This is a genomic window from Desulforhabdus sp. TSK (assembly GCF_022836495.1).
Lineage (GTDB): Bacteria > Desulfobacterota > Syntrophobacteria > Syntrophobacterales > Syntrophobacteraceae > Desulforhabdus.
In genome coordinates, this window is record NZ_BQXM01000032.1 from 22,264 (window position 1) to 44,564 (window position 22,301).

At 54.6% G+C, this 22,301-nt stretch carries 22 protein-coding genes; 11 read left to right on the forward strand and 11 right to left on the reverse strand.

Going from position 1 to position 22,301, the window contains the following annotated elements; all coding sequences use genetic code 11:
- Window positions 1-398 precede the first annotated feature (398 nt).
- The 8 genes from MWC30_RS16610 (at window position 399) to yihA (ending at window position 9,061) form a co-directional block, all read left to right on the forward strand.
- Complete coding sequence (locus MWC30_RS16610; protein WP_244085321.1) at window positions 399-2,105, forward strand: hydantoinase/oxoprolinase family protein; 1,707 nt, start codon at window positions 399-401, stop codon at window positions 2,103-2,105.
- Between the two features lie 76 nt (window positions 2,106-2,181).
- A complete protein-coding gene (locus MWC30_RS16615; RefSeq protein WP_244085322.1) occupies window positions 2,182-3,498 on the forward strand; it encodes a histone deacetylase in 1,317 nt (438 codons plus the stop codon).
- A 5-nt stretch (window positions 3,499-3,503) separates the two neighbouring features.
- Window positions 3,504-4,547 carry a 23S rRNA (adenine(2503)-C(2))-methyltransferase RlmN gene (rlmN, locus tag MWC30_RS16620; RefSeq protein ID WP_244085323.1) on the forward strand — a complete coding sequence of 348 codons (1,044 nt, stop codon included), beginning with the start codon at window positions 3,504-3,506 and terminating at the stop codon, window positions 4,545-4,547.
- A gap of 96 nt (window positions 4,548-4,643) precedes the next feature.
- On the forward strand, window positions 4,644-5,018 hold the full coding sequence (gene hisI / locus MWC30_RS16625) for a phosphoribosyl-AMP cyclohydrolase (RefSeq protein ID WP_244085324.1): 375 nt from the start codon (window positions 4,644-4,646) through the stop codon (window positions 5,016-5,018).
- Window positions 5,015-5,887: an ATP phosphoribosyltransferase gene (gene hisG / locus MWC30_RS16630; RefSeq protein ID WP_244085325.1), complete on the forward strand. Its 873-nt coding sequence runs from the start codon at window positions 5,015-5,017 to the stop codon at window positions 5,885-5,887. The genes hisI and hisG overlap by 4 nt, the downstream gene beginning before the upstream one ends.
- Window positions 5,887-7,113: a tetratricopeptide repeat protein gene (locus MWC30_RS16635; protein ID WP_244085326.1), complete on the forward strand. Its 1,227-nt coding sequence runs from the start codon at window positions 5,887-5,889 to the stop codon at window positions 7,111-7,113. Before hisG ends, MWC30_RS16635 begins: the two co-directional genes overlap by 1 nt.
- Window positions 7,114-7,303: 190 nt before the next feature.
- A complete protein-coding gene (locus MWC30_RS16640) occupies window positions 7,304-8,434 on the forward strand; it encodes a pyridoxal phosphate-dependent aminotransferase (protein ID WP_244085327.1) in 1,131 nt (376 codons plus the stop codon).
- 9 nt (window positions 8,435-8,443) lie between these two features.
- Entirely contained in the window at window positions 8,444-9,061 is a 618-nt protein-coding gene (gene yihA, locus MWC30_RS16645; protein WP_244085328.1) for a ribosome biogenesis GTP-binding protein YihA/YsxC, read from the forward strand.
- Between the two features lie 29 nt (window positions 9,062-9,090).
- On the opposite strand, the gene MWC30_RS16650 is transcribed toward yihA, so the two are convergent.
- The 3 genes from MWC30_RS16650 to MWC30_RS16660 all read right to left on the reverse strand — a co-directional run bounded on the left by MWC30_RS16650 (window position 9,091) and on the right by MWC30_RS16660 (window position 12,770).
- Window positions 9,091-10,347, reverse strand: coding sequence for a class I tRNA ligase family protein (locus MWC30_RS16650; protein ID WP_244085329.1), 1,257 nt, complete (start codon window positions 10,345-10,347; stop codon window positions 9,091-9,093).
- Between the two features lie 294 nt (window positions 10,348-10,641).
- Window positions 10,642-11,172 (reverse strand): HPF/RaiA family ribosome-associated protein, encoded by a 531-nt coding sequence (locus MWC30_RS16655; RefSeq protein WP_244085330.1) that lies wholly within the window; start codon window positions 11,170-11,172, stop codon window positions 10,642-10,644.
- A 362-nt stretch (window positions 11,173-11,534) separates the two neighbouring features.
- Window positions 11,535-12,770: an alpha/beta fold hydrolase gene (locus MWC30_RS16660; RefSeq protein ID WP_244085331.1), complete on the reverse strand. Its 1,236-nt coding sequence runs from the start codon at window positions 12,768-12,770 to the stop codon at window positions 11,535-11,537.
- Window positions 12,771-12,949: 179 nt separating this feature from the next.
- Here MWC30_RS16660 and MWC30_RS16665 point away from each other — a divergent pair, with 179 nt between their 5' ends.
- Entirely contained in the window at window positions 12,950-13,405 is a 456-nt protein-coding gene (locus MWC30_RS16665; RefSeq protein WP_244085332.1) for a cytochrome c3 family protein, read from the forward strand.
- A gap of 214 nt (window positions 13,406-13,619) precedes the next feature.
- On the opposite strand, the gene MWC30_RS16670 is transcribed toward MWC30_RS16665, so the two are convergent.
- From MWC30_RS16670 to MWC30_RS16695, 6 genes are all read right to left on the reverse strand, one after another.
- Window positions 13,620-13,805, reverse strand: a complete 186-nt coding sequence (locus MWC30_RS16670) for a ferredoxin (RefSeq protein ID WP_244085333.1) — start codon at window positions 13,803-13,805, stop codon at window positions 13,620-13,622.
- Window positions 13,806-14,145: 340 nt separating this feature from the next.
- Entirely contained in the window at window positions 14,146-14,463 is a 318-nt protein-coding gene (locus MWC30_RS16675) for a TusE/DsrC/DsvC family sulfur relay protein (RefSeq protein WP_244085334.1), read from the reverse strand.
- A 15-nt stretch (window positions 14,464-14,478) separates the two neighbouring features.
- Window positions 14,479-15,948, reverse strand: coding sequence for a cobyrinate a,c-diamide synthase (locus MWC30_RS16680; protein ID WP_244085335.1), 1,470 nt, complete (start codon window positions 15,946-15,948; stop codon window positions 14,479-14,481).
- A 66-nt stretch (window positions 15,949-16,014) separates the two neighbouring features.
- On the reverse strand, window positions 16,015-17,115 hold the full coding sequence (gene dsrB / locus MWC30_RS16685; RefSeq protein WP_244085336.1) for a dissimilatory-type sulfite reductase subunit beta: 1,101 nt from the start codon (window positions 17,113-17,115) through the stop codon (window positions 16,015-16,017).
- Between the two features lie 13 nt (window positions 17,116-17,128).
- Entirely contained in the window at window positions 17,129-18,403 is a 1,275-nt protein-coding gene (gene dsrA / locus MWC30_RS16690; RefSeq protein WP_244085337.1) for a dissimilatory-type sulfite reductase subunit alpha, read from the reverse strand.
- Window positions 18,404-18,619: 216 nt separating this feature from the next.
- On the reverse strand, window positions 18,620-18,856 hold the full coding sequence (locus MWC30_RS16695) for a dissimilatory sulfite reductase D family protein (RefSeq protein WP_244085338.1): 237 nt from the start codon (window positions 18,854-18,856) through the stop codon (window positions 18,620-18,622).
- Window positions 18,857-19,369: 513 nt separating this feature from the next.
- Between MWC30_RS16695 and MWC30_RS16700 the strand changes: the two genes are divergently transcribed.
- The gene (locus MWC30_RS16700) at window positions 19,370-20,002 is read left to right on the forward strand and encodes a tetratricopeptide repeat protein (RefSeq protein ID WP_244085339.1); all 633 of its coding nucleotides are present in this window, start codon (window positions 19,370-19,372) and stop codon (window positions 20,000-20,002) included.
- 45 nt (window positions 20,003-20,047) lie between these two features.
- Complete coding sequence (locus MWC30_RS16705; RefSeq protein ID WP_244085340.1) at window positions 20,048-20,560, forward strand: peptidylprolyl isomerase; 513 nt, start codon at window positions 20,048-20,050, stop codon at window positions 20,558-20,560.
- 72 nt (window positions 20,561-20,632) lie between these two features.
- Here MWC30_RS16705 and MWC30_RS16710 read toward each other — a convergent pair whose 3' ends face one another.
- Together MWC30_RS16710 and MWC30_RS16715 are read right to left on the reverse strand one after the other, a co-directional pair.
- Window positions 20,633-20,962, reverse strand: coding sequence for a hypothetical protein (locus MWC30_RS16710; RefSeq protein ID WP_244085341.1), 330 nt, complete (start codon window positions 20,960-20,962; stop codon window positions 20,633-20,635).
- 54 nt (window positions 20,963-21,016) lie between these two features.
- Window positions 21,017-21,997 carry a hypothetical protein gene (locus MWC30_RS16715; protein ID WP_244085342.1) on the reverse strand — a complete coding sequence of 327 codons (981 nt, stop codon included), beginning with the start codon at window positions 21,995-21,997 and terminating at the stop codon, window positions 21,017-21,019.
- Between the last annotated feature and the right edge of the window lie 304 nt (window positions 21,998-22,301).

A 22,301-nucleotide genomic window follows, 5' to 3' on the forward strand; every position in this document is an offset into this window, starting at 1 on the left:
ATCATTTCATTGCGCCGAGAAACGCAAGGTATGGAGCGCATTTTCAGGAGCATGGGAAAGGCGCTTCGGCTCAAAATGTTACATTTTCGTGTCAGACTCAGTCCGAGTCTCCATTTGTGGACAAAATTGTAGTGTTGTCTCGGACTGCTCTGATAGAGGCTTGTTTCTGCTGCCTTTTCCATGCCTTCCATCGGGAAGAAAAAGTAAGAATCTTTCAGTTTCATGAACAGTTACATTGACAGGCACACACCTTTCCGTTAGCATTTTTCGGGCAGAAGGATGAAAGACGCCGGAAATAGATCCACATTGTATCGGAGCACGCCATTGCTATAGGACCGAGTCATGGAAAAATCCTGGATGGGCCACAGAGATCTATCTGAAGAATTTAGGGGAAAATCATGATAATAGGGCTTGATGTAGGCGGCACTCACACTGACGTGGTTCTCATCGGAGAAGATTGCATTCTTCGTCAGAGCAAAGTCCCCACAAATCCTTCCAATCTTTTTGAGAGCGTCTGGACTGCTTTAGAGGAGGTCACGCGCGACGTTCCGCCGGAGAGCATCCGCCGTGCAGTACTGAGCACGACTCTGACAACCAATGCCATAGCGGAGCAAAAGATGGTGGAGGCGGCGATGATCGTTTCCGGCGGCCCGGGCATCGATCCGGAATGCTTCCGCACCGGCAGGCACTACTTTTCCGTTTCGGGCTCCATCAATCACCGGGGACGGGAGATTCAACCCGTCGACCCGATGGAAATCGAGGCCATCGCTGCACTCCTCAAGTCCGAAGGGGTTCGCCACGTGGGAGTGGTGAGCAAGTTTTCCGTGCGCAATCCCAAACACGAGATCGTCATCCGGGACATACTGGGGAACGATTTTGAAAACATCGTCCTGGGACATCGCCTCTCGGGCAACCTGAGCTTCCCCCGCCGCATCGCGACGACCTATCTCAATGCCTCCGTCTACCCCGTACATAAAAAATTCTTTCAGGCCGTACAGGATTCTCTGCAGAAAAAGGGATTGAACATCCCCATTTTCATCCTCAAAGCGGACGGCGGGACCATGAGTCTCGAGGCCTCCCTGAATTCCCCGGGGCAGACGATCCTCTCGGGTCCGGCAGCCAGCGTCATGGGATCTCTGCCGTTCTCCTCGGAGACGGACGAAACCCTCGTGCTGGATATCGGGGGGACCACCACCGATATGGCGGTTCTCATCCGTCGTGTTCCCCTCCTGGATCCCGTGGGGAGCGAGGTGGGAGGGTACAAGACACTCATCCGTTCTCTAAAAACCTATTCCATCGGCCTGGGCGGCGACAGCACCGTCCGCATCGTGGACGGAAAGCTGAAGATCGGCCCGGACCGCCAGGGACGGGCCATGGCCTATGGAGGCCCCTTCCCCACCCCCACCGACGCACTTTTTGTCCTGGGAAAAGCCTCCAACGGCGACGTGGAGGCGGCGCGGCGCGGCATTCAGCCCCTGGCGGAGCAGCTCGGCATGTCCTTGGAAGATACGGCCAATCGCATCTTTGATCAGGCCTGCAATATGATCCTCGAGGCAGCGGCCAGAATGATCGACGACATCAACAGCAAACCCGTTTACACGGTGCAGGAGCTGCTGGAGGGGTACCAGGTCAAGCCGAAGGAAATATTGGTCCTGGGAGGACCCGCGCCTTACTTCGCCTTTCGGCTGGCGGCCATGACGGAGTTCCAGGTCCACGTGGTCCCACAGTGGAATGTGGCCAATGCACTGGGGACGGGTATGGCCAAGAACACCTGTGAATTGACCCTTTTTGCCGACACGGAGCGAGGCATTGCCATCGCACCCGAAGAACAGTACTACCAGCAGGTGAAGAAGGACTTCGACCGGCAAAAGGCCGTGGATCTAGCATTTAAGCTGTTGAAGGACAAATGCCTGCAGGAAGGTGCGTCGGAGTCGGAGCTGGAAATGGAGGTCCTGGAGGATCTACAGTTCAACATGGTGAGAGACTTCTACACGACAGGCAAAAACATCCGCATCAAGGTCCAGATCAAGCCCGGACTCATCCCCGAATTCCGTGATATTGCAGAGAGGCTGTTCAATTTCTGCCCTCTCCCCGGCGCAAACTGATACTCCCACACGTACACCAGAGAGTCGTCCGGGAAGTGGACAGGGTTCAATGGGGAGCGCTAAGAGGAGCAACACCATGCTAAAAACCGTATCCAAGACAGGTCTCGTCTTCTTTCCTGCGTTCGATTGGGCTATCGACCCGACCCACCCTGAACGCGAAGAACGTTTGCTCTACACTCAGGACCAGGTTTTTGAGGAGGGACTCCTCGATATTGACGGGATTGTGGAATACAAGCCCGATATGGCTACGATCCAGGATATTCGGAGAGTTCATTTTTGTGCCCCCGACGAATGGAGCGTTCTGACGGAATCCCATCTCATCAGTGCGGGCGGAGCCAAAACCATCGGAATTGAAGTCATGGAGAAGCGGGTGAAAAGAGGCTTTGCCCTCGTGCGTCCTCCAGGACATCACGCCATGCGGGTCGTCCACGGCTCCCGAGGCTTCTGTAATATCAACATCGAAGCCATCATGATCGAATATCTCCGGGAAACCTACAATATCGACCGGGTGGCCATCGTGGATACGGACTGCCACCATGGAGACGGCACTCAGGACATTTACTGGCACGATCCCAATACGCTTTTCATTTCCCTGCATCAGGACGGGAGAACCCTGTATCCGGGAACAGGATTCTGCTATGAAATGGGAGGAGCGACTGCCGCAGGAACCACCATCAACATCCCCCTGCCCCCAAACACCTCGGAGGAGGGGTTCCTTTACGCACTGGACCACGCCATCCTTCCCATCCTGGAAGATTTCAAGCCTCAGCTCATTGTCAATTCAGCAGGGCAGGACAACCATTATACAGACCCCATCACCAACATGAATTTTTCGGCCCAGGGTTATGCGGAGCTGACGCGGCGCCTCAAGCCCGACATCGCGGTGCTGGAGGGCGGGTATTCCATCGAAACGGCCCTTCCCTACATCAATGTGGGAATCATCATGGCCCTGGCGGAGATGGATTTCAGCAGGGTCAGGGAACCCGATTACCAGCCTGAAAAAATTCGCCAGTCCCGCGAAACGGGACGCGAGATCGAGCGGGTGGTGGAGGAAGTGCTGGACTGCTGGCGGAAGGGACCCGAGACCCGTGAGAAATACCTTGCGGGCAAACCCTTTGTACCCCGTGGGCGCTCGATTTTTTACGACACGGACAACATCCTCGAAACACAGAAGGAAAACCTCCGCGTCTGCGGTGACTGCGGCGGGGTGCTTTCCATTGATTCCGAAACCGATACGGGCTACCATATTTTCGCCGTGCACATCCCTCGAAAAGCCTGCAAGGCATGCCAGGAAATGGGCTATCAGTGGTATGATTCCGCCGACGCCAAAATTTATCACCAGATTTTTTTACAGGATCGGACACACGATCAATACCTGGTCAGGAAGGCCTAACGTTTTTGAACAGCCAGCGTGTTTTTATCCAAAATTACAGTCTACCCGAGCTGGAAGGCTGGGTGGAGAGCATCGGGGAACGTCCTTTTCGCGCCCGGCAGCTCTTCAAGCAGATTTATGGGCGCCGAGTGTCTTCCTGGGATGAATGCAGCGATCTGAGCAAAATGTTTCGGACTCAGCTGCAATTCGGGACGGAGCTTCATGCCCTGGAGTTGAAGGAAAAGCAGGAAGCCGCCGACGGCACCAGGAAGTACCTTTTCGGCCTCCACGACGGGCAGGCCATCGAATCCGTCCTCATACCGGACCCGCCACGATACACCCTGTGCGTCTCCAGCCAGGTGGGATGCGCGCTGGGATGCACGTTCTGCCTCACCGGATCACTCGGCTTCAGGCGGAACCTCCATACAGCGGAAATCGTGGACCAGATCTGCAGGGTCCAGGAGGATCTGGAGTCTTCCAAGCGCATCACGAACCTTGTTTTCATGGGGATGGGAGAACCTTTGGCCAACTACGATGCGGTACTGCGCGCCATCCAAATTCTTACGGATCCCAGCGGACTGGATTTCTCCCACCGCCGCATCACCCTCTCCACTTCCGGCCTGGTGCCCCAGCTCTACCGGCTGGGGAAGGAAAGTCCGGTCAATCTGGCCATCAGCCTGCACGCCCCGGAGGATGCCCTCCGCAGCGAGCTCATGCCCATCAACCGGACCTATCCCCTCCCCCAGCTCATGACGGCATGCAGGGAATACCCGGTCGCCCCCAGGAAGCGCATCACCTTCGAGTATATCCTCATGGAGGGAGTGAATGATCATCCCCGACACGCCAGGGGCATGATCAAGCTGCTGCAGGGGGTGCGTGCCAAGGTCAATCTCATCCCGTTCAATCCTCACCCCGGTTCGCCCTACCGGAGGCCGCCCGAAGAGCGCATCCTGGAATTCCAGGAGATTCTGCAGAAGGCTCAAATGACCGCCATCATCAGGCAAAGCCGGGGAGCCGACATTGGGGCGGCCTGCGGTCAGCTGGCGGCGCAACATGGGAATGCCCTCTGACGCCGTGATTGAAGAGTGCCCACTGCCCCATGGATATCCACTGTATGCATTTATCTACCTGTTACAGACGTTTATGCGAGAAGAGGAGAGTTGACATTGAAACCTGATTTTAGTAAGCACGGTGACCTGCTTCCTGCCATTGCCCAAAATGCCGATGACGGCACCGTGCTGATGCTGGCTTATATGAACGAGCTTGCATGGGAAAAGACCGTCGAAACGGGAAAAGCCCACTACTGGAGCCGATCTCGCCGCAAGCTGTGGCTCAAGGGCGAGGAATCCGGCCATGTGCAAAGAGTCAAAGAAATCTACCTGGACTGCGATCTCGATACGATTCTGCTCAAAGTGGAGCAGATCGGCGGCGCAGCCTGCCACACGGGCTATCAAAGTTGTTTCTACCGGCGGTATCGCGATGGCCGGCTTGAAACCGTCGGTCAACCTGTATTTGATCCAAAGGAGGTTTACAAGAAGTGAATCAACTCGTCTTGGGCATTCCCAAGGGAAGCCTTCAGGAGTCCACAATCCGACTCTTCCGTCAATCCGGATGGCGCATTTCCCTTTCAGATAGAAATTACTTCCCTGAAATCAACGATACGGACATCAGCTGCTCCATCTGTCGGGCACAGGAAATGTCCCGTTATGTAGAAAACGGCACGTTCGATGTGGGCCTCACCGGGCGCGACTGGATCATGGAAAACGATTCCGATGTGCTCGTCGTGGCCGACCTCGTTTATTCCAAGGTGAGCCAGCGGCCGGCAAGATGGGTTCTCGCCGTCCCCATCGACTCGCCCGTCCAGGAATTGAAAGACCTCAAGGGGAAAAAAATCGCCACGGAGCTCGTCAACTTCACGCGGCGCTATTTTGCTGCCGAGGGGGTTGATGTCCACGTAGAATTCTCGTGGGGGGCCACCGAAGCCAAGGTCATCGCCGGACTGTGCGATGCCATTGTGGAGGTGACGGAAACCGGGGCAACCATGCGCGCCAATGGCCTTCGCATCGCCAAGGAGCTGATGCAGTCCAACACACAGCTCATCGCCAATAAGCAGAGCTGGGAGGATCCCTGGAAGCGCGAAAAGATCGAGCAGATTTCCATGCTCCTGCAGTCGGCCCTCCGGGCGGAAGAGCTCGTGGGACTCAAGATGAACGTTCCCGAAGAGCATCTGAACCAGGTCATCGAGCTTTTGCCGAGCCTCAATGCACCCACCATCGCGCATCTGTACCAGAGCGATTGGCTTTCGGTGGAGACCATCGTGTCCAAGCGTGTTGTGAGAGAGCTCATCCCTCAGCTCATCAAGAGGGGCGCTCAAGGCATCATCGAATATTCACTCAATAAGGTGATCTAATGTCCGCGGTGAAGTGTCATCGCTTTTTCTGGTGCATGCTGATACTGGCGTGTGCAGGCTGTGCCGGTATGAAGGGACAACCCAGCCTTACCGCCGACCAGCTGAGGAAGATGGGTGAAAGCTACCTGGCGGCTGGGGACTATGGGCAGGCGCTCACGCTGCTGACTCAGGCCGAAGCCAAGCGCCCCAACGATCCAGTCATCCAGTACGACCTTGGCCTCGCCTACGACCAAAGGGGAATGGCCTCCGAAGCCCTTGTCCATCTCCAGAATGCACTGACACTGAAGCCCGATTATTCAGATGCCTACAACGCCCTGGGGCGCCACTATGCCCGACAAAACCAGTTGGACTCCGCGCAGGAGGCTTTTGAGAAAGCCCTTTCCAACCCCTTCTATTCCTCGCCGCACCTGGCGCTCTTCAATCTGGGGCTGGTCTACGAAAAGAAGGGAAATCGCGAAGAGGCCCTGAAGCAGTACGAAGAAGCGGTGCGGCTCCAACCGGCCTACGGCATTGCCTACTTTCGAATCGGCCAGAACACGGAAGAATTGGGCCGGGAGGATGACGCGCGGCGGGCTTATGGGAAAGCCATTCAATATTCCCCGGAAATGACCGAAGCCCATTTTCGCTATGGAGTCCTCAGTTACAATGCGGGCGAATGGGAGCCGGCTCAATATTCTCTCAACCGCGTCGTCAAGCTGGAACCCTATTCACCCATGGCCGACGAAGCGAGAAAGTATCTCGCAAGAATGCAGAGCGGGGGGGCGGGCTCATCCCCAAAAACTCCCGAAAGAGCGCCGTCCAGGAAATCGAGTCATTTTCAGCCCGTGGGCGATCAAGAGCTGAAGCGCCCGCAGGTGCAGGCCGTGGAGTCGGAAAAGCTTCCAGCGGAGCAGGAACAGCCTGCAGCCCGGCCCAGTTTGCCGGAAGCGCCCCAGGAAGCCCGTCCTCGGCCGCAGCCAAGCTCCCATGAAGGAAAGCAGTGGGCTTACATTGTCCAGGTGGCGTCATACCGAAGCAAGAAAAATATGGAAGAGGCCAAGAAGAAGCTGGAAGCCAAGGGTTTTGATGTCGTGGTGAAGGAGGTCGACTCCAAGAGCTCCGAATCCCTCTTCGTTCTTCAACTCAAACCTGTGGACGACGCCGCCAAAGCCGAAGCCATGCTCGAGGGGATTCAGGGTGTCACGGATCTCAAGCCTATCATCCTGAAGGTATCCGCCGGCAAATAACCCGGCACTTCTCACTCCTCCCACCCAACTCCACGGCTTTTACTGACAGCGCGGTACATTCTGCACCCTTCACCGCTTCCCACCGGCAGGAGTCTTGGATAAGCGAAGATTTTTCGTCGGGCGTGCGGAAACATCCAGGAACAAGCTAAGAAAGGCTCGAAAGAAAGTGATTTGCCGAAGACTTGAAGAAATGAAATCGTTCATTGTCATGGACGTCCTGGAACGAGCCCAGGAGATGGAACGGGCGGGACAGTCCGTGATCCACCTGGAAGTGGGGGAGCCCGACTTCGACACCCCGGAAGCCATAAAGAGAGCTGCCATCGAGGCCATGGAGCGCGGGGAAACACACTACACCCACAGCCTGGGAACCCCTCAGCTTCGCGAAGCCATCTGCGACCACTACGCCGCAACGTACGGCATCGGCACCCTTGATCCAGAACAGGTGCTCATCACCTCGGGCACCTCCCCGGCTTTTCTGGTGGCTCTCAGCACGATCCTCAACTGCGGGGAAGAAGTCATTCTCTCCGATCCGCACTATGCCTGCTACCCCAACTTCATCCGCTTCCTGGAAGGGATCCCCAAAACCGTTCCCGTCTACGAGGAAGACGCGTTTCAATATCGGCCCGAAGCCATACGAGCGGCGCTATCGCCCCAAACCAAAGCCATCCTGGTGAATTCGCCGGCCAACCCCACGGGAAATCTCCTGGAGCCTGAGCGCATGGCCCAAATCGCCGAGCTTGGGAAGTGGGTGCTGAGCGATGAAATCTACCACGGCCTTGTGTACGAAGGGCGAGCTCGCTCCATGCTGGAATTCACAGACCGCTGCATTGTCTTCAACGGCTTTTCGAAGCTCTACGCCATGACGGGATGGCGCCTGGGGTACCTGATTGTTCCGCGCGAGATGATCCGGCCCATGCAGAAGATGCTTCAGAATTTCTTCATTTCCGCCAATTCCATGGCACAAGCCGGGGCTTTGACGGCGCTGACGGACCCGACGGTCCAGCAGGATGTGCGGAAAATGTGCGAACGCTATGACAAACGGCGCCGGTTCATGATCCAGCGATTGAGGGAGATCGGCTTTGGAATTACGGTGGAACCGACTGGAGCCTTCTATGTCTTTGCCAACGCACGACGTTTTACGAATGACTCCTATGCGTTTGCCTTCGAAGTCCTTGAAAAAGCCGGGGTCGGCATCACTCCCGGCATCGATTTCGGCCCTCAAGGAGAAGGCTATATCCGCTTCAGCTACGCCAACTCCACGGCCAACATTGCTGAAGGACTCAACCGCCTGGAGCGTTATCTGGCCACTCGAGCCCACTGAAAGAGGCCTATGGATTCTCCTCTCATCATCAGGTCGGCCGAGTTTATCAAATCGGCCGTTCGGCCCGAAAGCTACCCTTCGGGCCATTTTCCCGAAGTCGCTTTCGCAGGGCGATCCAATGTGGGGAAATCATCTTTGATCAATTGCCTGGTCCAGCGCAAGAAACTGGTCCGAACGAGCCGCACGCCCGGCCAGACCCAATTGCTCAATTTCTTCCTCATCAACGGCACGTTCCACTTGGTGGACCTTCCCGGCTATGGCTTTGCCAGGGCACCCATGAAAGTCCGCGCACAGTGGGGGGTGATGATCGAGACGTATCTCACCAGGCGCCAAACCCTGAAGGGGGTCGTGCAGATCCTCGATGCCAGGCACCCACCGACTCCCGACGATTTGAACGTCTTCCAATGGCTCCATGACAAACGGATTCCCGTGATCCCGGTCCTGACAAAAGCCGACAAGCTCACGAAGAGCCAATGGAATTTCCATATCAAACAGGTTTCCCTCAGCCTGGGGATTCCCGCCGCAGAAATCATTCTCTTTTCATCCGCTACACAACAGGGGCGCTCCGAGCTGCTGCAAAAACTGGCGGGGTGGGTCAGCCTCCCCGAAGATCCCGTGACGCCTTGACCAAAGTTTTTTCGTTTTTTCCTGCGAGACTACCGCATCAAAAACTGAAACACCGCATCCATGGTACGAAGCTTCTCTTCGACTCTGCGGACTGCGGCCGGATTCACACGCCCGGATTCTTTCAGGCCACTCAAGGCCGAGAGGTCTTCAAATACGGCGTCAAATGCCCCTTTGACGTTCAAATCGTCATTCATATGCCTTTCAAAATCAGGGATCAAGCGATCGATCGCTGCATCGACCTCGTCATCTTCAGGACCCGAAGGCTTTCCTTTCATGTCGGCATCGCTGGATAGCAGGCGGGCCACCATGGCGTTCAGGAGGTCAACCTTTCGACTGGCCTCCTCCAGGTGCTTGGGGGTCAAATTCAACGGCTTCCTGTGATGTCCGTACAGCAGGTAGAACCGGAGGTACCGGGGACCGAATCCATCCTTCAAGAGATCTTCGGGGTAAAGGATATTTCCCACGCTCTTGGACATCTTCCTGCCGTCCACCAGCAGATGCTCGCCGTGCACCCAGTAGCGCGCGAATTCCTCCCCCGACACCGCTTCAATGACGGCGATGTTGTAGTCATGATGGCGGTAGAGATTGTCGATGCCGCCGCAGCTGATGTCGATGCTGTATCCCAGGCTTTCCGTGATCATGGCAGGGTCCTGGATGTTCCAGGAGGGTCTGCCCCGGCCGATATCCGTCTCCCAATAGACCTTATCGCCTCGCTTATAGCCGTGCCAGAGGATGAAATCGCCCAAATTCCAGCGTCGCCCGGGATAGGTATCCTTCTTGAATCTCTTCTTTTCCCGGGGCCAGCGACTCATGTCGAGTCGAAACAGCTTACCGAAATCTTTGAATTTAAGAGGATCAAAAAACACGTCCCCCTCATGCCAGTAGGCAATTCCCTTTTCAAGGAGCAGTTGGATGAGCTTCACGGCCTGGGGCACCGAAGTGGACGAGCGTGGAATGGACCGGGGCAGATCGATTCTCAGCTCCTGGGCATCCGCAAAGAACTGCTCTGCATTGCTGGCCGTCAGGGCTTCAATGGACACATTGTTTTTTTCCGCCTCGTCGATGGCCTTGTCTTCCACATCCGTAAAATTGAGCACGCGTTGCACCGTGTATCCCAGGTGAACGAGATACCGCTGAAGCACATCCTCCCACAGAAAACTGCGATAATTCCCCACATGCGGCCTGCCATAGATGGAAGGACCACATGTAAACATCTTCACTTCTCCATCGATCCTGGGCGTGAAGACTTCTTGTTTACGGGTCATGGTGTTGTAGAGCTCCAACATGGAAGCCGTTTCCTTTCTGCAGGTCCTTCTCATTATACCCGCCGCATGAACCTCAAATGGCGCTACGAAATGGAAAAAACCAGGGGATCGTGTCGGCCCTTGAGAAAAGACGTAAAAGCGGCAAGGCCGGCGCAACAGGGTGGTAACAACAAAAAGGAGGACGGATCTTCCTGATCACATCCTCCTGTTGCTGCAACAAACCCCCAGGCGCCTGACCGCCTTTTCTCATCACGAACAAAGCTCTGGGCTTCCTCCCACAGAACTACAGGCCGGAGGAGCCCCCCTTCTGCCGGACTATGCCAGGTAGACCGAGCTCGCCTGCGGGCCCTTCTCACCGGCCTGTTCGACATAATTGACGGGGGTCCCGATTTCGAGGTCCTTGAAACGCCCCGTGATGAGGGCGTTTTCATGGAAATACACTTCCCTTCCTTCGGGAGTCTGGAGAAAGCCGTAGCCTTCCTCATGGAACAACTTGCTGATGCGGGCCACGGGCCTCTCTTCGTGGAATTTGACCTCTCCACGCTGCTTCCCGGCATGGTCTTTCAGGCGACGCTGGGCTACATCGAAGGAATTGGAGATGGCCGAATAAAGGTCCTCATCCGGCTCTCTTTTCACAACAATTTCCCCTCCAGGGAGGGTAATGTCGATCCGGACGTTATAATGCATCCCACTCCTCTGGCTACGGTGAGGAATGTCCACCATGATCCGGCACCCGATGATCTGGTCATAAATGTTGTCGAGTTTCGCGGCTTTCTCGCGGATAAGCTCTTCCATTTCATCGGAGAGATGAACATTTTTAGAGCTGATTTCCAATGGAAGCTTCATAGGCTCTTTTCCCCTTCTCAATAGTCGAAATGTAAACACCATGCTTGTTGTTACCGTACCCCGCATGGGCTTGAAAAATACTGCCTTACGATAGACCTTCGTCCCACAGCCTTCCGCAGCCACTTGGCTCGTCTTTCCTGATGGGAGAAGAGATGGTTGCATGAACGAAAACGTCTGGTTTCTACATCCGATTTCTTCACTCATCGACTTATAGGCAGTTCAGAACCGCAGGGGACAGATTCCCCTGTTTAAACTCAGGCAAAATAAATCTCTGAGCAAATCCTTTCAAGCCATATTTGAAGGCTGTCTCCATTTTGTTGCACTCTGAGCTCGATCAGCGATCCTGAAGCTCTCCTGACGGCCTACTTCATTCCTTCATCGGCTTTCAGTCGGGTATTCACACGGATTTCAGAGTGGAGCGTGCGGTGCACCGGGCATCGATCGGCCATTTGCAGCAGCCTCGCACGCTCAGCCTCCTCCAGGTGCCCGATCAGCTCAATCTCACGATCGATGGCATCGATTTTTTGACTGCGGCTTTCACAATCCCGGCAATCGTCGGCATGCACTTTTTCATGCCTGAGGCGTACAACGACGGCATCCAGGGGAAGGTTTTTGCGATCGGCATACATCCGCAGAGTCATGGACGTACAGGCTCCCAGCGCAGCGACCAGATAGTCGTAAGGACTGGGCCCTGTGTCGGCTCCGCCCACGGCAATGGGCTCATCGGCAATGAGTCGGTGAGGTCCCGCCGTGATCTCCGTTTGATACCCGGTCTTCCCTGTACGCACGACAACACGATTGTCCGTCAGGTCCCTGCCGCGCGCGCTTTCCAATGGTATCCCCAGGTATTTCCCGGCCCACGCAGCCATGACAGCCCCCACATAGAGGGAATCTTCCCGGGTCGAAAGGAGATGGTCGGCATCTTCCAGTGAGATGAAGCTCTTGGGCTGTGCAGCACATTCAAAAATCTGGAGCGCGTTCTCCACGCTCACCACTCTGTCGGCAACCGAATGGACGACCAGCAGGGGTTTCTTCATGGCGCCGATGACGGCCTTCATGTGAGTATCTTCCAGGTCGTCCAGGAATTGTTTCTTGATGCTGAAGCTTCTTCCGGCCAGCTGGATTTGGGCCTCACCTTCCTGAAGGATCTGCCCCGTGGAGCTTCCCAACAGGCCGGTGAGGTGCGACAGATCGGCAGGAGCTGCAATGGTGGCCACTGCGCGTATGGAGGGGATTCCCGATGCCGCCTGCAAGACGGCAGCCCCTCCCAGAGAATGACCGATGAGGAGCTTAGGGGCATCAAACTTCGCTTCCAGAAACTCAGCGGCGGCCACAAGATCTGAAACATTCGAAGAGAAGGTTGTTTCTGAAAAATCTCCTTCGCTGTCGCCCAATCCGGTGAAGTCGAACCTGAGAACAGCGATCCCCTCTTGAGTGAGAGCCCTGTTGATGTGGAGAATCGCGTTGAGGTTTTTCGTACAAGTGAAACAGTGGGCAAATATGGCAAATGCTATCGGTTTTTGCCCGGCCGGCAGATCGAGCCGCGCCGACAACTTCTGTCCATTGAAATTATGAAAAAGAAGACGTTGAAACTGCATGCGCTTTCCCTCATCGAGAGGTATCTATATGGGTTCTACAGCTCCCGGTTGTCTAAAGATACTCACCAAAATAACTGCTTGACACTATGCGAATTACTTCACTAAAATAATATAATGAACAAATAAAGGTTTCACAAGGGGAGGAAATCTAACTTGAGCGAGGAAGGAGAGGAGAAGTCATGAAATTCAAGAAATCTTTTGCCTGCGGCTGCATCGCTGCCTTTCTGGTGCTGGTTGCAGCATTCATGGTTGGAGCTGCGGACCAGGCTGCAACCAAAGCGGCGGATGTCATCACCATCAAGGCGGGCCTTTGGACCAGTCACACCAAAGCACCGGTAGAATTTACCCACAAGAAGCACGTCGAGGAACACAAAATCGCCTGCACCGATTGTCACCACAAGTTTGAAAACGGCAAGAACGTCTGGAAAGAAGGCGACCCGGTTCAAAAATGCGAAGCGTGTCACAATGAGCCCACCATCCAGGGAGAAAAGAAGCTGCCGCCAGAACAGCAAAAGCTGAACCTGAAGCTTGCCTTCCACGAAAACTGTGTTGGCTGCCATCAGAAGCTGAAAAAAGACAAACCCGACACCAAAGCCCCAGTCACATGCACGGGCTGCCATCCTGCACAGAAGTAACGCCGCCATCAACCCATCATTTCCGTGATGGCATAAGTCACTATCCCGATAGCCGGACAGGCTGTCGGGTATTTTTTTGCCCTCTCCCGACGAAAGTTGGCAAAGTCAACAGCATTGCCCAGGCCGCCGATCTGCATGAAAGCCTGCAAAATGCAATAAGCCACCCGGTTTCCCAGATGGCTTATGTAAAAGCATGGATGCGTTGGAACGGATCTTAGACTTCTTCCACCGTGATGGCATTCTGCTCGCAAACTTCGACACAGCTCTCACAGCCCAGGCATTCGTCTTCGTTCACGGGCTCGGCTTTTCCGTCCACCAGTTCATATACATCAACGGGACAAACATCTACGCATTCGCCATCGCCAACGCACTTGTCTTTATCGACAGTAACTTTAAACATTTCATCCTCCACGGATCACGTAAAGTGGTAACACTCACCACGTGCCCCTGCGAGCACAGGTGGGGACAGGGGAATCCCGGTCCCAGGCTTCATTTTCAGGCCCTGTCTCTGTAACCCCTTCGTTTCATCATGTCAAGCACTATAATACATCCCGTCGCATCACCTTACAATCGCTGCAGGATGAGGAGTGGTTGCATGATTTCACAGAGAAGAGCATGAGGATTTATGATCCATCAGGGCCACTGAGTCACTCGGACCACCAAGAAATAGACGGAGGGCAAAAACACCATGGAGGCTCCATGCAGGCGGACGCCGACATGGAGCCTTGAGGATATTTTGCTTAGACGCAACCGGTAGGTTTGGGCAGGCCGGCCATTTTACAGGCTCCCTTGCCCGGTCCCGACGGGAACAGCTCATAGATGTATTTGAGCTTGTAACCGGTTACCTTGGTGAGAATGCGGACCATGGGGGCGATGCCATGCTTCCGGTAGTAATCCTGAAGCACATGGATGACTTTCCAGTGCTCTTCGGTAAGCTCTGAAATACCTTCGGAAGCCTTCACATACTCTACCCACTCGGGATTCCACTGATCGAAGCTGCTGATGAAGCCGTCTTCATCAACGTCAAACGATTTGCCTTTGAATTCAACTGTTGCCATGGACAATCTCTCCTTTTAGAATACGGTTAAATATTCATGGGTTCCAGACATACTTCGTTCCGAATCGGCCTTCTGGGCCAACAGCTCGCCTATCCTCTCCTTACGATGACATTGAGCAGCCTGCACCATCGCTTTCGCCCAATGCTCATTTCCGACGGAGTGAATGTGAGAATAACATGCCAAGGCGTTCTTATAGCACATTCCATCCCAGCCCGCTACTATTCCATGTCCCTTTTTCACTCGAAAAACAAAAGGAAATGACGGCTTGGGACCGATGATCCTTGAGTAGTGGAATTCATGCCCTTTGAGGCAGGTTCCTTTGGCAAAATAAGGGTTTTCGTTCAAGCACTCCAACACGGTGTAGCCGTGTCCCTGAGGCCTTTCCTCGAGAACCACATCATAGGGAAATACCCCGATCATGGGAAAGGTTTTTTCCTGGCGCATGATTTTTCGGCATAAGAACATCAGGCCGCCGCATTCTGCATAAACGGGTAAGCCGGCCTCGATTTCCCTTTTCAAGGAATCTCTGAAAGGTGTGTTGCCGGCCAGAACTTCCAGATGCGTTTCAGGAAACCCTCCTCCGATATAGAGTGCATCTACCGCGGGTAGGGGAGACCCTTCAAAGCTCGAGATCTCCAACAATTGTGCACCCTGCTCACGCAGGGCTTCAAGGTTTTCAGGATAATAAAACTGGAACGCACTGTCCCTCACAACACCGATGACGACAGGCGCTTGTATCTCCGGCCTCTCTGCAGTTCGCTGCAATTGGGCCGACCAGCCGATAGGTCCCGCTCCTTCAGCAATTTGCCACAGGCCCTTGAGATCGACACAACTTCCAACTTTGGAGGCCACGAATTCCAGGGATTCCAGAACATTTTTCGATTCCTGAGGCGGGACAAGTCCCAAGTGACGTTCAGGAAAGAAATTTCTTTTTTCCTTGGGGAGAACCCCCATCACCGGGATTCCGCAATAGCGCTCGATAGCTCCTCGCAGCACCGTTTCATGCCGTTTTCCGGCCACCTGGTTCAAAATGACCCCCGCAATGTGAACATCGGGGTCCAGGTGCTGACATCCGAGGACCAGAGCCGCCGCCGTCCGCGTCACCTTTGTGGCATCCAACACAAGAATCACTGGAGCTCGAAACAGCTTGGCCAGCTCAGCAGTGGAGAAACTCCCCTGCACATCCACTCCGTCGTACAAGCCCCGATTACCTTCGATGAGGCTTCCGTCTCCTTTCTGGGATCGGTTGACGAAAGAGCGAAGCATCGCTTCCGGATCCATGAGGAAGGGATCCAGATTGTAGCAGGGCTGACAGGCCGCGGCGGCCAGCCAACCCGCATCAATGTAGTCGGGCCCCTTTTTGAAGGGGACGACCTTCAAACCGAGATCACGTCGCCATGCCGCTGCAAGCCCCATGGAAACAACAGTTTTTCCGGAGCCCCCACGCAGCGCAGCAATCACTAACCGCGGTTTTTGAAATAACATTACCATCACTCTCTTGCAAAAGGCGCCGCAAGAGACCGGAATCACTCACGGCGCCCACATGATGATTTAGAACTTGAACTGCGTGGTGGTTCTCCAGGTCATCATGGCCAACCGATAGTCATCGATGTGCTCATGCTGGAACTGCAGACCTGTTTTCTCGAAGAAGCGCTCCCAACCGATGCGGTTGATCCAATCGCCCACGCGCTCGTAGCGACGGCCGCCGGCGGCATATTCTTCGACGATCTTCTTGATGGTGTTGACCGTGGCCGGCCAGCGGGGCGGTTCGTTGGGAATGTAAGGAACAGCCAGCTTCGAGAACATGGGGGTAGAGAGAACGTTGGAAACCTTTCCACCCACCCACAGGGCAATACCATCGCCTTCGCCGTCGGCCAGGGGCAGGGCGGGGCACATGGTGTAGCAGTTGCCGCAGAACATGCAGCGGTTGTTGTTGATTTCAATGCTCTTCAGCTCGCCGACTTTCTTGGGCTTGATGGCGGCCGTCGGGCATGCTGCAACAACCAGAGGAATTTCGCATACGTTCTGTACGCGGTCATGCTCGATGAAAGGCGGTTTGCGGTGAACGCCCAGGATGGCGATGTCGGAGCAGTGTACGGCGCCGCACATGTTCAGGCAGCAGGCCAGAGCGATGCGCACCTGGGCAGGCAGCTTGTGGGAACCGAAATACTCGAACAGCTCATCCATGACAGCCTTCACCACGCCGGAAGCATCGATGGCGGGTGTGTGGCAGTGGGCCCAGCCCTGGGTGTGTACGATATTGGTGATGCTGTTTCCGGTCCCGCCGATGGGGAACCAGTTTCCACGGCTGCGGAGATCGTCGATGAGAGGCTGCAGCTTGGATTTGTCGCTGACCAGGAACTCGATGTTGTTGCGGGTGGTCCAACGCAGGTAACCGCCGCAATATTTGTCCGCCAGGTCACACACTTCGCGGATCAGGTCGATACTGATCAGACGGGCTGCGCCAATACGGACCGTGTAGAGCTCAGCGCCAGTTTCGGACACGTGAACCAACACACCCGGTTCCAGGATTTCATGATACTTCCACTTCCCAAAGTTGTCTTTGACGATGGGGGGGAAGAATTTGTCATACTTCGGAGGACCGATATCAGTAATACGATCTTGCATAAGATTGTTGGGATCAAAGGCCATTTGTATTTACCTCCTAAGCTTGATGGCGTTGACGGAAAGCAGCTGCGTCGTGTTCCCATCCACCGGGGACTTCTGCTGGATCGTAGAAAATATACGGGTTGAAGCGCGGCGTGTTGACCATGCGTGGATCGGGCGTCAGGTCGGTCGCCTTCAGGAACTCACGGAGGGTCAAGCGCTGGATCGTCTCACCCAGGCGCTCACGGTTCTTGCCGTTTTCCATCCACCAATCCCACATCTTTTCAACAAATTCCTTGAACTCTTCGTAGGGCGGTTCCATCTTGATGAAAGGAATCACCACGCTCGACATCTGAGCGCCTTCCAGGATCGGGGCCTTCGCGCCGACAAGGATCGTAGCGCCGGTATCCACACCCGGTCTCAGAGCACGGGGCATTACACGGATGCAGTGCATGCAGCGCGTGCAGTCTTCATCCCAGATTTTGAGGTTCTTGCCGTCCCATTCCATGCACTTGGTGGGGCAGAGGTTGATGACTTCCGCATTGATATCGAATTTACGTTTTTCCGTTCCGCCGGCACCGGCATGAGGAGTCAATTCGCCCGCAGCATAAGCGCGAACGGATTCCTGATCGATGCGGATCTTGTCACGCCAGGTTCCGATGATGGAGCAGTCGGAGCGGGCGATAGCGGCCACACAGTCGCAGGGGCAACCGGAGGATTTGAATTTGAACTTATACGGGAACATGGGACGATGGAGAGCATCCTGGTATTCCATGGTCAGGTCGTAAATGATGTCCTGCGTATTGATACAGGCCCATTCACAACGAGACATGCCCAAGCAGCCTTCAGGGGTTCTCATGTTGGAGCCGGAGCCGCCCAAATCCATTCCCAGTTCGTGCGTCAGCTCATAGAAAAGGGGCTCCAGGTTATCCGTCGTCGTTCCTAGAAGAACGATATCACCGGTGGACCCATGCATATTGGTGAGACCGCTTCCACGAGGCTCCCAAAGGTCGCAGAGCTTGCGAAGAACTTCGGTGGTGTAGTACTTGCTCGCAGGCTGGTTGATACGGACGGTGTGGAAGTGAGCGATGGCGGGGAACAGGTCGGGACGGTCACAATAACGGCCGATGATGCCTCCGCCGTAGCCGAGCACACCCACGATACCGCCGTGCTTCCAGTGTCCCTCTTTTTCCTTGTAGGACAGTTCCATCACGCCCAGCCAGTCTTCACACATGGGGTTCTTGGGAGCCATTCTCTTTACGTCAGAGACGAAGCTCGGCCAAGGCCCTTTTTCAAGTTCATCGATCAAAGGAGTTGCATGCTTCAGCGCCATTCGATTTACCTCCATAGGCCAATTTCTCTTTAGGTTCCACGGTATTCACCCATCTCTTCCTGATGAAGAATTCTCAAACCCTTTCCCAGTCACCTCCTTCTCATGGGCAAAAATAACCTCTTCGCTCCATTGAATCGTTGCCAGACCTTCCGGCTTGGAATGAATGCATGTATTATCCAGAATAAATTCAAGGAAATGAAAGCGGGGGAAGGCCGATCAGTTCATGCCTTTTTCTTCTTTATCCACATCCCCTTCACTCGGAAGCATATACATGGTGGTGCTGCCGCTGGACCAATACTTCAACTGACCTTCGTTGACAAGCTCGTTGACGATCTTCTTGGCCTGCATCATCTTGATTTCAGGCACGGCCTTGCACAGGTCGTTGAAATACAGCTTGCTCTTTTTCTGTGTTTTCACAAACTCCATGATACGACTTTTTGCATCCTCGCTCATACTGTCCTCCTGTAAGGAATCCGAATGCATGTAGAAAAACAACAGAATAGGATCATCCTGTCAGCCCTCGTACTTATAGGAAAGTGAATAGATTCACTTTGGATGATTAGCTCGCTCCATGCGCTTTGTCAATAAAAAAGTCCTCCGGAAGACGGACACAACACCCTGCCGTGAAAAGCCCCGGCGCCCCTCGGCAGGAAGGAGAACAGGGCTTGACACTCCCCGTTCTTGTTGTTAAGTACCCCTGTCGCCGGGATTTTCAGGAGCATCTATGTCCTTCGAATTGGAAAGGATTCACATGCATACAACCGGTATGCATTCCATCGAGGCGCTCTGGAGACATCCGGCGAAGCCAGAGGGGAGCGCTTTCAACCTCAGCCCTTGTCAAGCGGCACACCCCCTTCCGGAGAAATGCACGGCAATGCTCCCCGGTTTCAGGCAGACGGAAACGATGCACTTCTGACGAGATCATTCAGATCGTATATTACAAATTGAGGAGAGAGTAAAGAGATCATGGCACATCCCAGTGAAGCGGAAATGAAGCTGAACCTCTACATCAAGTTTTTGAAGGAGAGGCTGTTTTTTGAGCCGACTTCGGCCACCATGCATTACAATCTCGGCTTGGCCTATTCCCAGAAGGGCCAGTTGGATGAAGCCATCTCTGAATTCAAACAGGCCCTGGAGCATGATCCCAATCTCGTGGAAGCCCATGTCAACATGGGCGGCCTCTATTACCAGAAGGGCGACCTGGACCAGTGCATCGAGGCCAACTCCAGGGCCATCGCTCTGAATCCCAAAATGGCCATCGCCCACAGCAATGTCGGGTTCGCCTATCTCCAGAAGGGCGACACCGAAAACGCCATTGCCTCCAGTCTTTCCGCCCTGGAGATCACTCCGGACAACTTCCAGGCCTACAATAACCTGGCGGTGGCATACATCCAGGCCGACCAACCGCAGGAGAGCATTGAAGCTTCCCTCAAGATATTGAAGATGAACGACCAGTTCGCACCGGCGCACTACAACCTGGCTGTCGCCTATCGTCTGACCGGGGACATGAAAAAGGCTCGCGAGCATTACGAGAAGGCCAGGGCTCTGGGTTATCCCATCGACAGCGCAGCGGAAGCCGAATGGCGGAATGTCGGGTAGCGGGGGCGTTTGCATGGGAATCTCTTCATCGAACGGGGTGTAAGGATGGAAATCACGAAGGATATCTTTGTCGTCATAGAATACAGCGTGCGCTTGGAAGACGGATCCTACGTCAAGGGAGAAGGAGTCCCCGTGTCCCTCAATTTCATCGCCGGCTACGACCAGATCATGCCGTCCCTGGAAAAACGACTCCTGGGGCATGCCCAGGGTGACGAAACGGAGTTTGTCATCCCTGCCCGCGAAGCCTTTGGAGAGCACGATCCCCGGCAGGTCCATCGCAAAACCTTCGAGGAATATCCCCAGGGCCGCTCGCTTCAGGTGGGGAAATGGGTCGTGGCAACGAATCCCGAAACCCAGGCTCAATACGGATATTTTGTCAAGGAGAAATCAGAGGAAGGCGTGGTGCTCGATTTCAACCACCCTTTGGCGGGAAAGGATTTGTACTATCGCGTGAAAGTCGTGCACGTGAGGCCGGCCCTCAAGGAGGAGCTGGAATATGTGCGGCCCTGCGAGCACGGTGAGGACCAGGAGACAACCGAGGCGATGTCTTTGCAGTAACCCTTTTCCGACGCATCCCCCACCGACAGCGGGAAGGTCCGGGATGCGTCGGGATGAAGGATCCACATTGAATCAGAGGGGCTTCTTATCCTTCAGCCAGCAGCAAAAATCAAAAATCGTTTTGGATCGTATCTCGCCATCCAAAACCCCCCGACACAATTCAAAGAGCTCTCTGTGCATCGAGACGGATTCCTCCTTCCCATGAGGGGACTGATAAAATTCTTTCACCAGAGCATTGGCCCTCAATGAGGCGTTGCTGAAAATGCGTTCCCGGGGATCTTTGGGCTCCTGGAAGGGCTCCCAATTCTCATACCCAATGCGCAGGATGCGCTCCTGTCCCTTCTTGGACATGGCATCGAAAATCGCTTTTTTCTTCACTTCATACTCATGGGCATCACTCATTGGCTTCGCTCTTTTTTCTGAAGGACCGGAAGATTGACGTTCGCTTCATGAGGATCACGACCAGAACAGCTTCAACCGGATTTTCTTGAATTCTCTCGTGCTGAAAAGTATCCGGTAATCCTTCAACCCGATGGCGTCTCCCAGCTTCTCCGCAATGCTGTGACACTCTTCCTCCCTGCGTGCATGAACCATGGCGTAGAGATTGTAAGGCCATTCGGGATAAGACGGTCTGCAGTAACAATGGCTCACTTCGGCATGGGAGGAGAGCACCTTTCCACACCCGTCGAGACGCTCCGGGGGACAGCTCCAGACCACCATGCCATTGGCACTGAATCCTACCTGACGATGGTTCAAAACGGCTGCAAATCGGCGGATGAATCCATAGCTCACCCATTGGGAAATCAGCTTCAAGAGGTCCGCTTCCGTTATGCCCAGGGAATTAGCCCAAACTTCAAAGGGATTGTCCACCAGGGGCAGATCTTCCTGGATGCAGCGCACCACCCGGACATTGTCCTCCGTGGGCTGGAACGGCGCCAAAGCCTCCACCACCGGCGCTCCCGACGATTCCTCCCCTGCTTCCCCTTCTTCCAGGACATCCAGGACGACAGCGAGCTTGTATTTCTTCAAGGCCGGCAATATCAACGTCGGCCATCCGCCCGCCCTCTCCGCGAGCTCTTCCACTGTTTTTTCCAGAGATTGTCCGGGTGGGACTGCAATGGTAAACCACATGTTGTAATTTCCGGGGCGCAGGTAATTGTGGCTGACTCCTGGATAAAGATTGACCACGGAGCCCGCTCGCTCGACCTCGCCTTCCGGCACGGACATGGCCACCAGGCTGCTCCGGTATCCCAAAGCCCCGGTATTGAAAATGGCGCTGATCTGCCGCAGCAGATTCCGTTCCTTCAACGCATGGATACGCCGACGGACTTCCTCCCCATCGATTCCCAACCCTTCGGACAGGACATCATAAGGCCTTGCAGACAAAGGAAAAGATCGCTGAATGCGATCCAATAGAACACGGTTTATGGAGTCCAAAACGATTCTTCCTCCGAATCATCACATTCTCAACAAACTGCTGCTCCTCGGGGAATTCCCCGAACGATTGCACTATATACACACGCTCCATCTGTGACAAGCGCAGGGGAATCGGCAGAATACCGGGTGCGATTGAGACGGGCGGAATGCATGAAGCCACAGTACCATTTTTGAGCTCATAATGGTAAGCTCATGTTTTTTGAATCACCGAATGCATCCTGAGTGGCCAAGGCACATTCCTTACCCTCATCGGTGAACGCATCAGCATGTCTTCTGCCATCAACCCCTTTGTCTATGAGGTTTC

What these genes read in the sequence shown, in the direction of transcription:
- MWC30_RS16665 (WP_244085332.1), top strand. Translation starts at nt 12,950, where the DNA reads ATGAAATTCAAGAAATCTTTTGCCTGCGGCTGCATCGCTGCCTTTCTG.
- MWC30_RS16680 (WP_244085335.1), bottom strand. Translation starts at nt 15,948, where the DNA reads ATGTTATTTCAAAAACCGCGGTTAGTGATTGCTGCGCTGCGTGGGGGC.
- MWC30_RS16615 (WP_244085322.1), top strand. Translation starts at nt 2,182, where the DNA reads ATGCTAAAAACCGTATCCAAGACAGGTCTCGTCTTCTTTCCTGCGTTC.
- MWC30_RS16655 (WP_244085330.1), bottom strand. Translation starts at nt 11,172, where the DNA reads ATGAAGCTTCCATTGGAAATCAGCTCTAAAAATGTTCATCTCTCCGAT.
- MWC30_RS16705 (WP_244085340.1), top strand. Translation starts at nt 20,048, where the DNA reads ATGGAAATCACGAAGGATATCTTTGTCGTCATAGAATACAGCGTGCGC.
- MWC30_RS16695 (WP_244085338.1), bottom strand. Translation starts at nt 18,856, where the DNA reads ATGAGCGAGGATGCAAAAAGTCGTATCATGGAGTTTGTGAAAACACAG.
- dsrB (WP_244085336.1), bottom strand. Translation starts at nt 17,115, where the DNA reads ATGGCCTTTGATCCCAACAATCTTATGCAAGATCGTATTACTGATATC.
- MWC30_RS16660 (WP_244085331.1), bottom strand. Translation starts at nt 12,770, where the DNA reads ATGCAGTTTCAACGTCTTCTTTTTCATAATTTCAATGGACAGAAGTTG.
- MWC30_RS16675 (WP_244085334.1), bottom strand. Translation starts at nt 14,463, where the DNA reads ATGGCAACAGTTGAATTCAAAGGCAAATCGTTTGACGTTGATGAAGAC.
- MWC30_RS16710 (WP_244085341.1), bottom strand. Translation starts at nt 20,962, where the DNA reads ATGAGTGATGCCCATGAGTATGAAGTGAAGAAAAAAGCGATTTTCGAT.
- MWC30_RS16650 (WP_244085329.1), bottom strand. Translation starts at nt 10,347, where the DNA reads ATGTTGGAGCTCTACAACACCATGACCCGTAAACAAGAAGTCTTCACG.
- dsrA (WP_244085337.1), bottom strand. Translation starts at nt 18,403, where the DNA reads ATGGCGCTGAAGCATGCAACTCCTTTGATCGATGAACTTGAAAAAGGG.
- MWC30_RS16635 (WP_244085326.1), top strand. Translation starts at nt 5,887, where the DNA reads ATGTCCGCGGTGAAGTGTCATCGCTTTTTCTGGTGCATGCTGATACTG.
- yihA (WP_244085328.1), top strand. Translation starts at nt 8,444, where the DNA reads ATGGATTCTCCTCTCATCATCAGGTCGGCCGAGTTTATCAAATCGGCC.
- MWC30_RS16640 (WP_244085327.1), top strand. Translation starts at nt 7,304, where the DNA reads ATGAAATCGTTCATTGTCATGGACGTCCTGGAACGAGCCCAGGAGATG.
- MWC30_RS16610 (WP_244085321.1), top strand. Translation starts at nt 399, where the DNA reads ATGATAATAGGGCTTGATGTAGGCGGCACTCACACTGACGTGGTTCTC.
- MWC30_RS16700 (WP_244085339.1), top strand. Translation starts at nt 19,370, where the DNA reads ATGGCACATCCCAGTGAAGCGGAAATGAAGCTGAACCTCTACATCAAG.
- MWC30_RS16670 (WP_244085333.1), bottom strand. Translation starts at nt 13,805, where the DNA reads ATGTTTAAAGTTACTGTCGATAAAGACAAGTGCGTTGGCGATGGCGAA.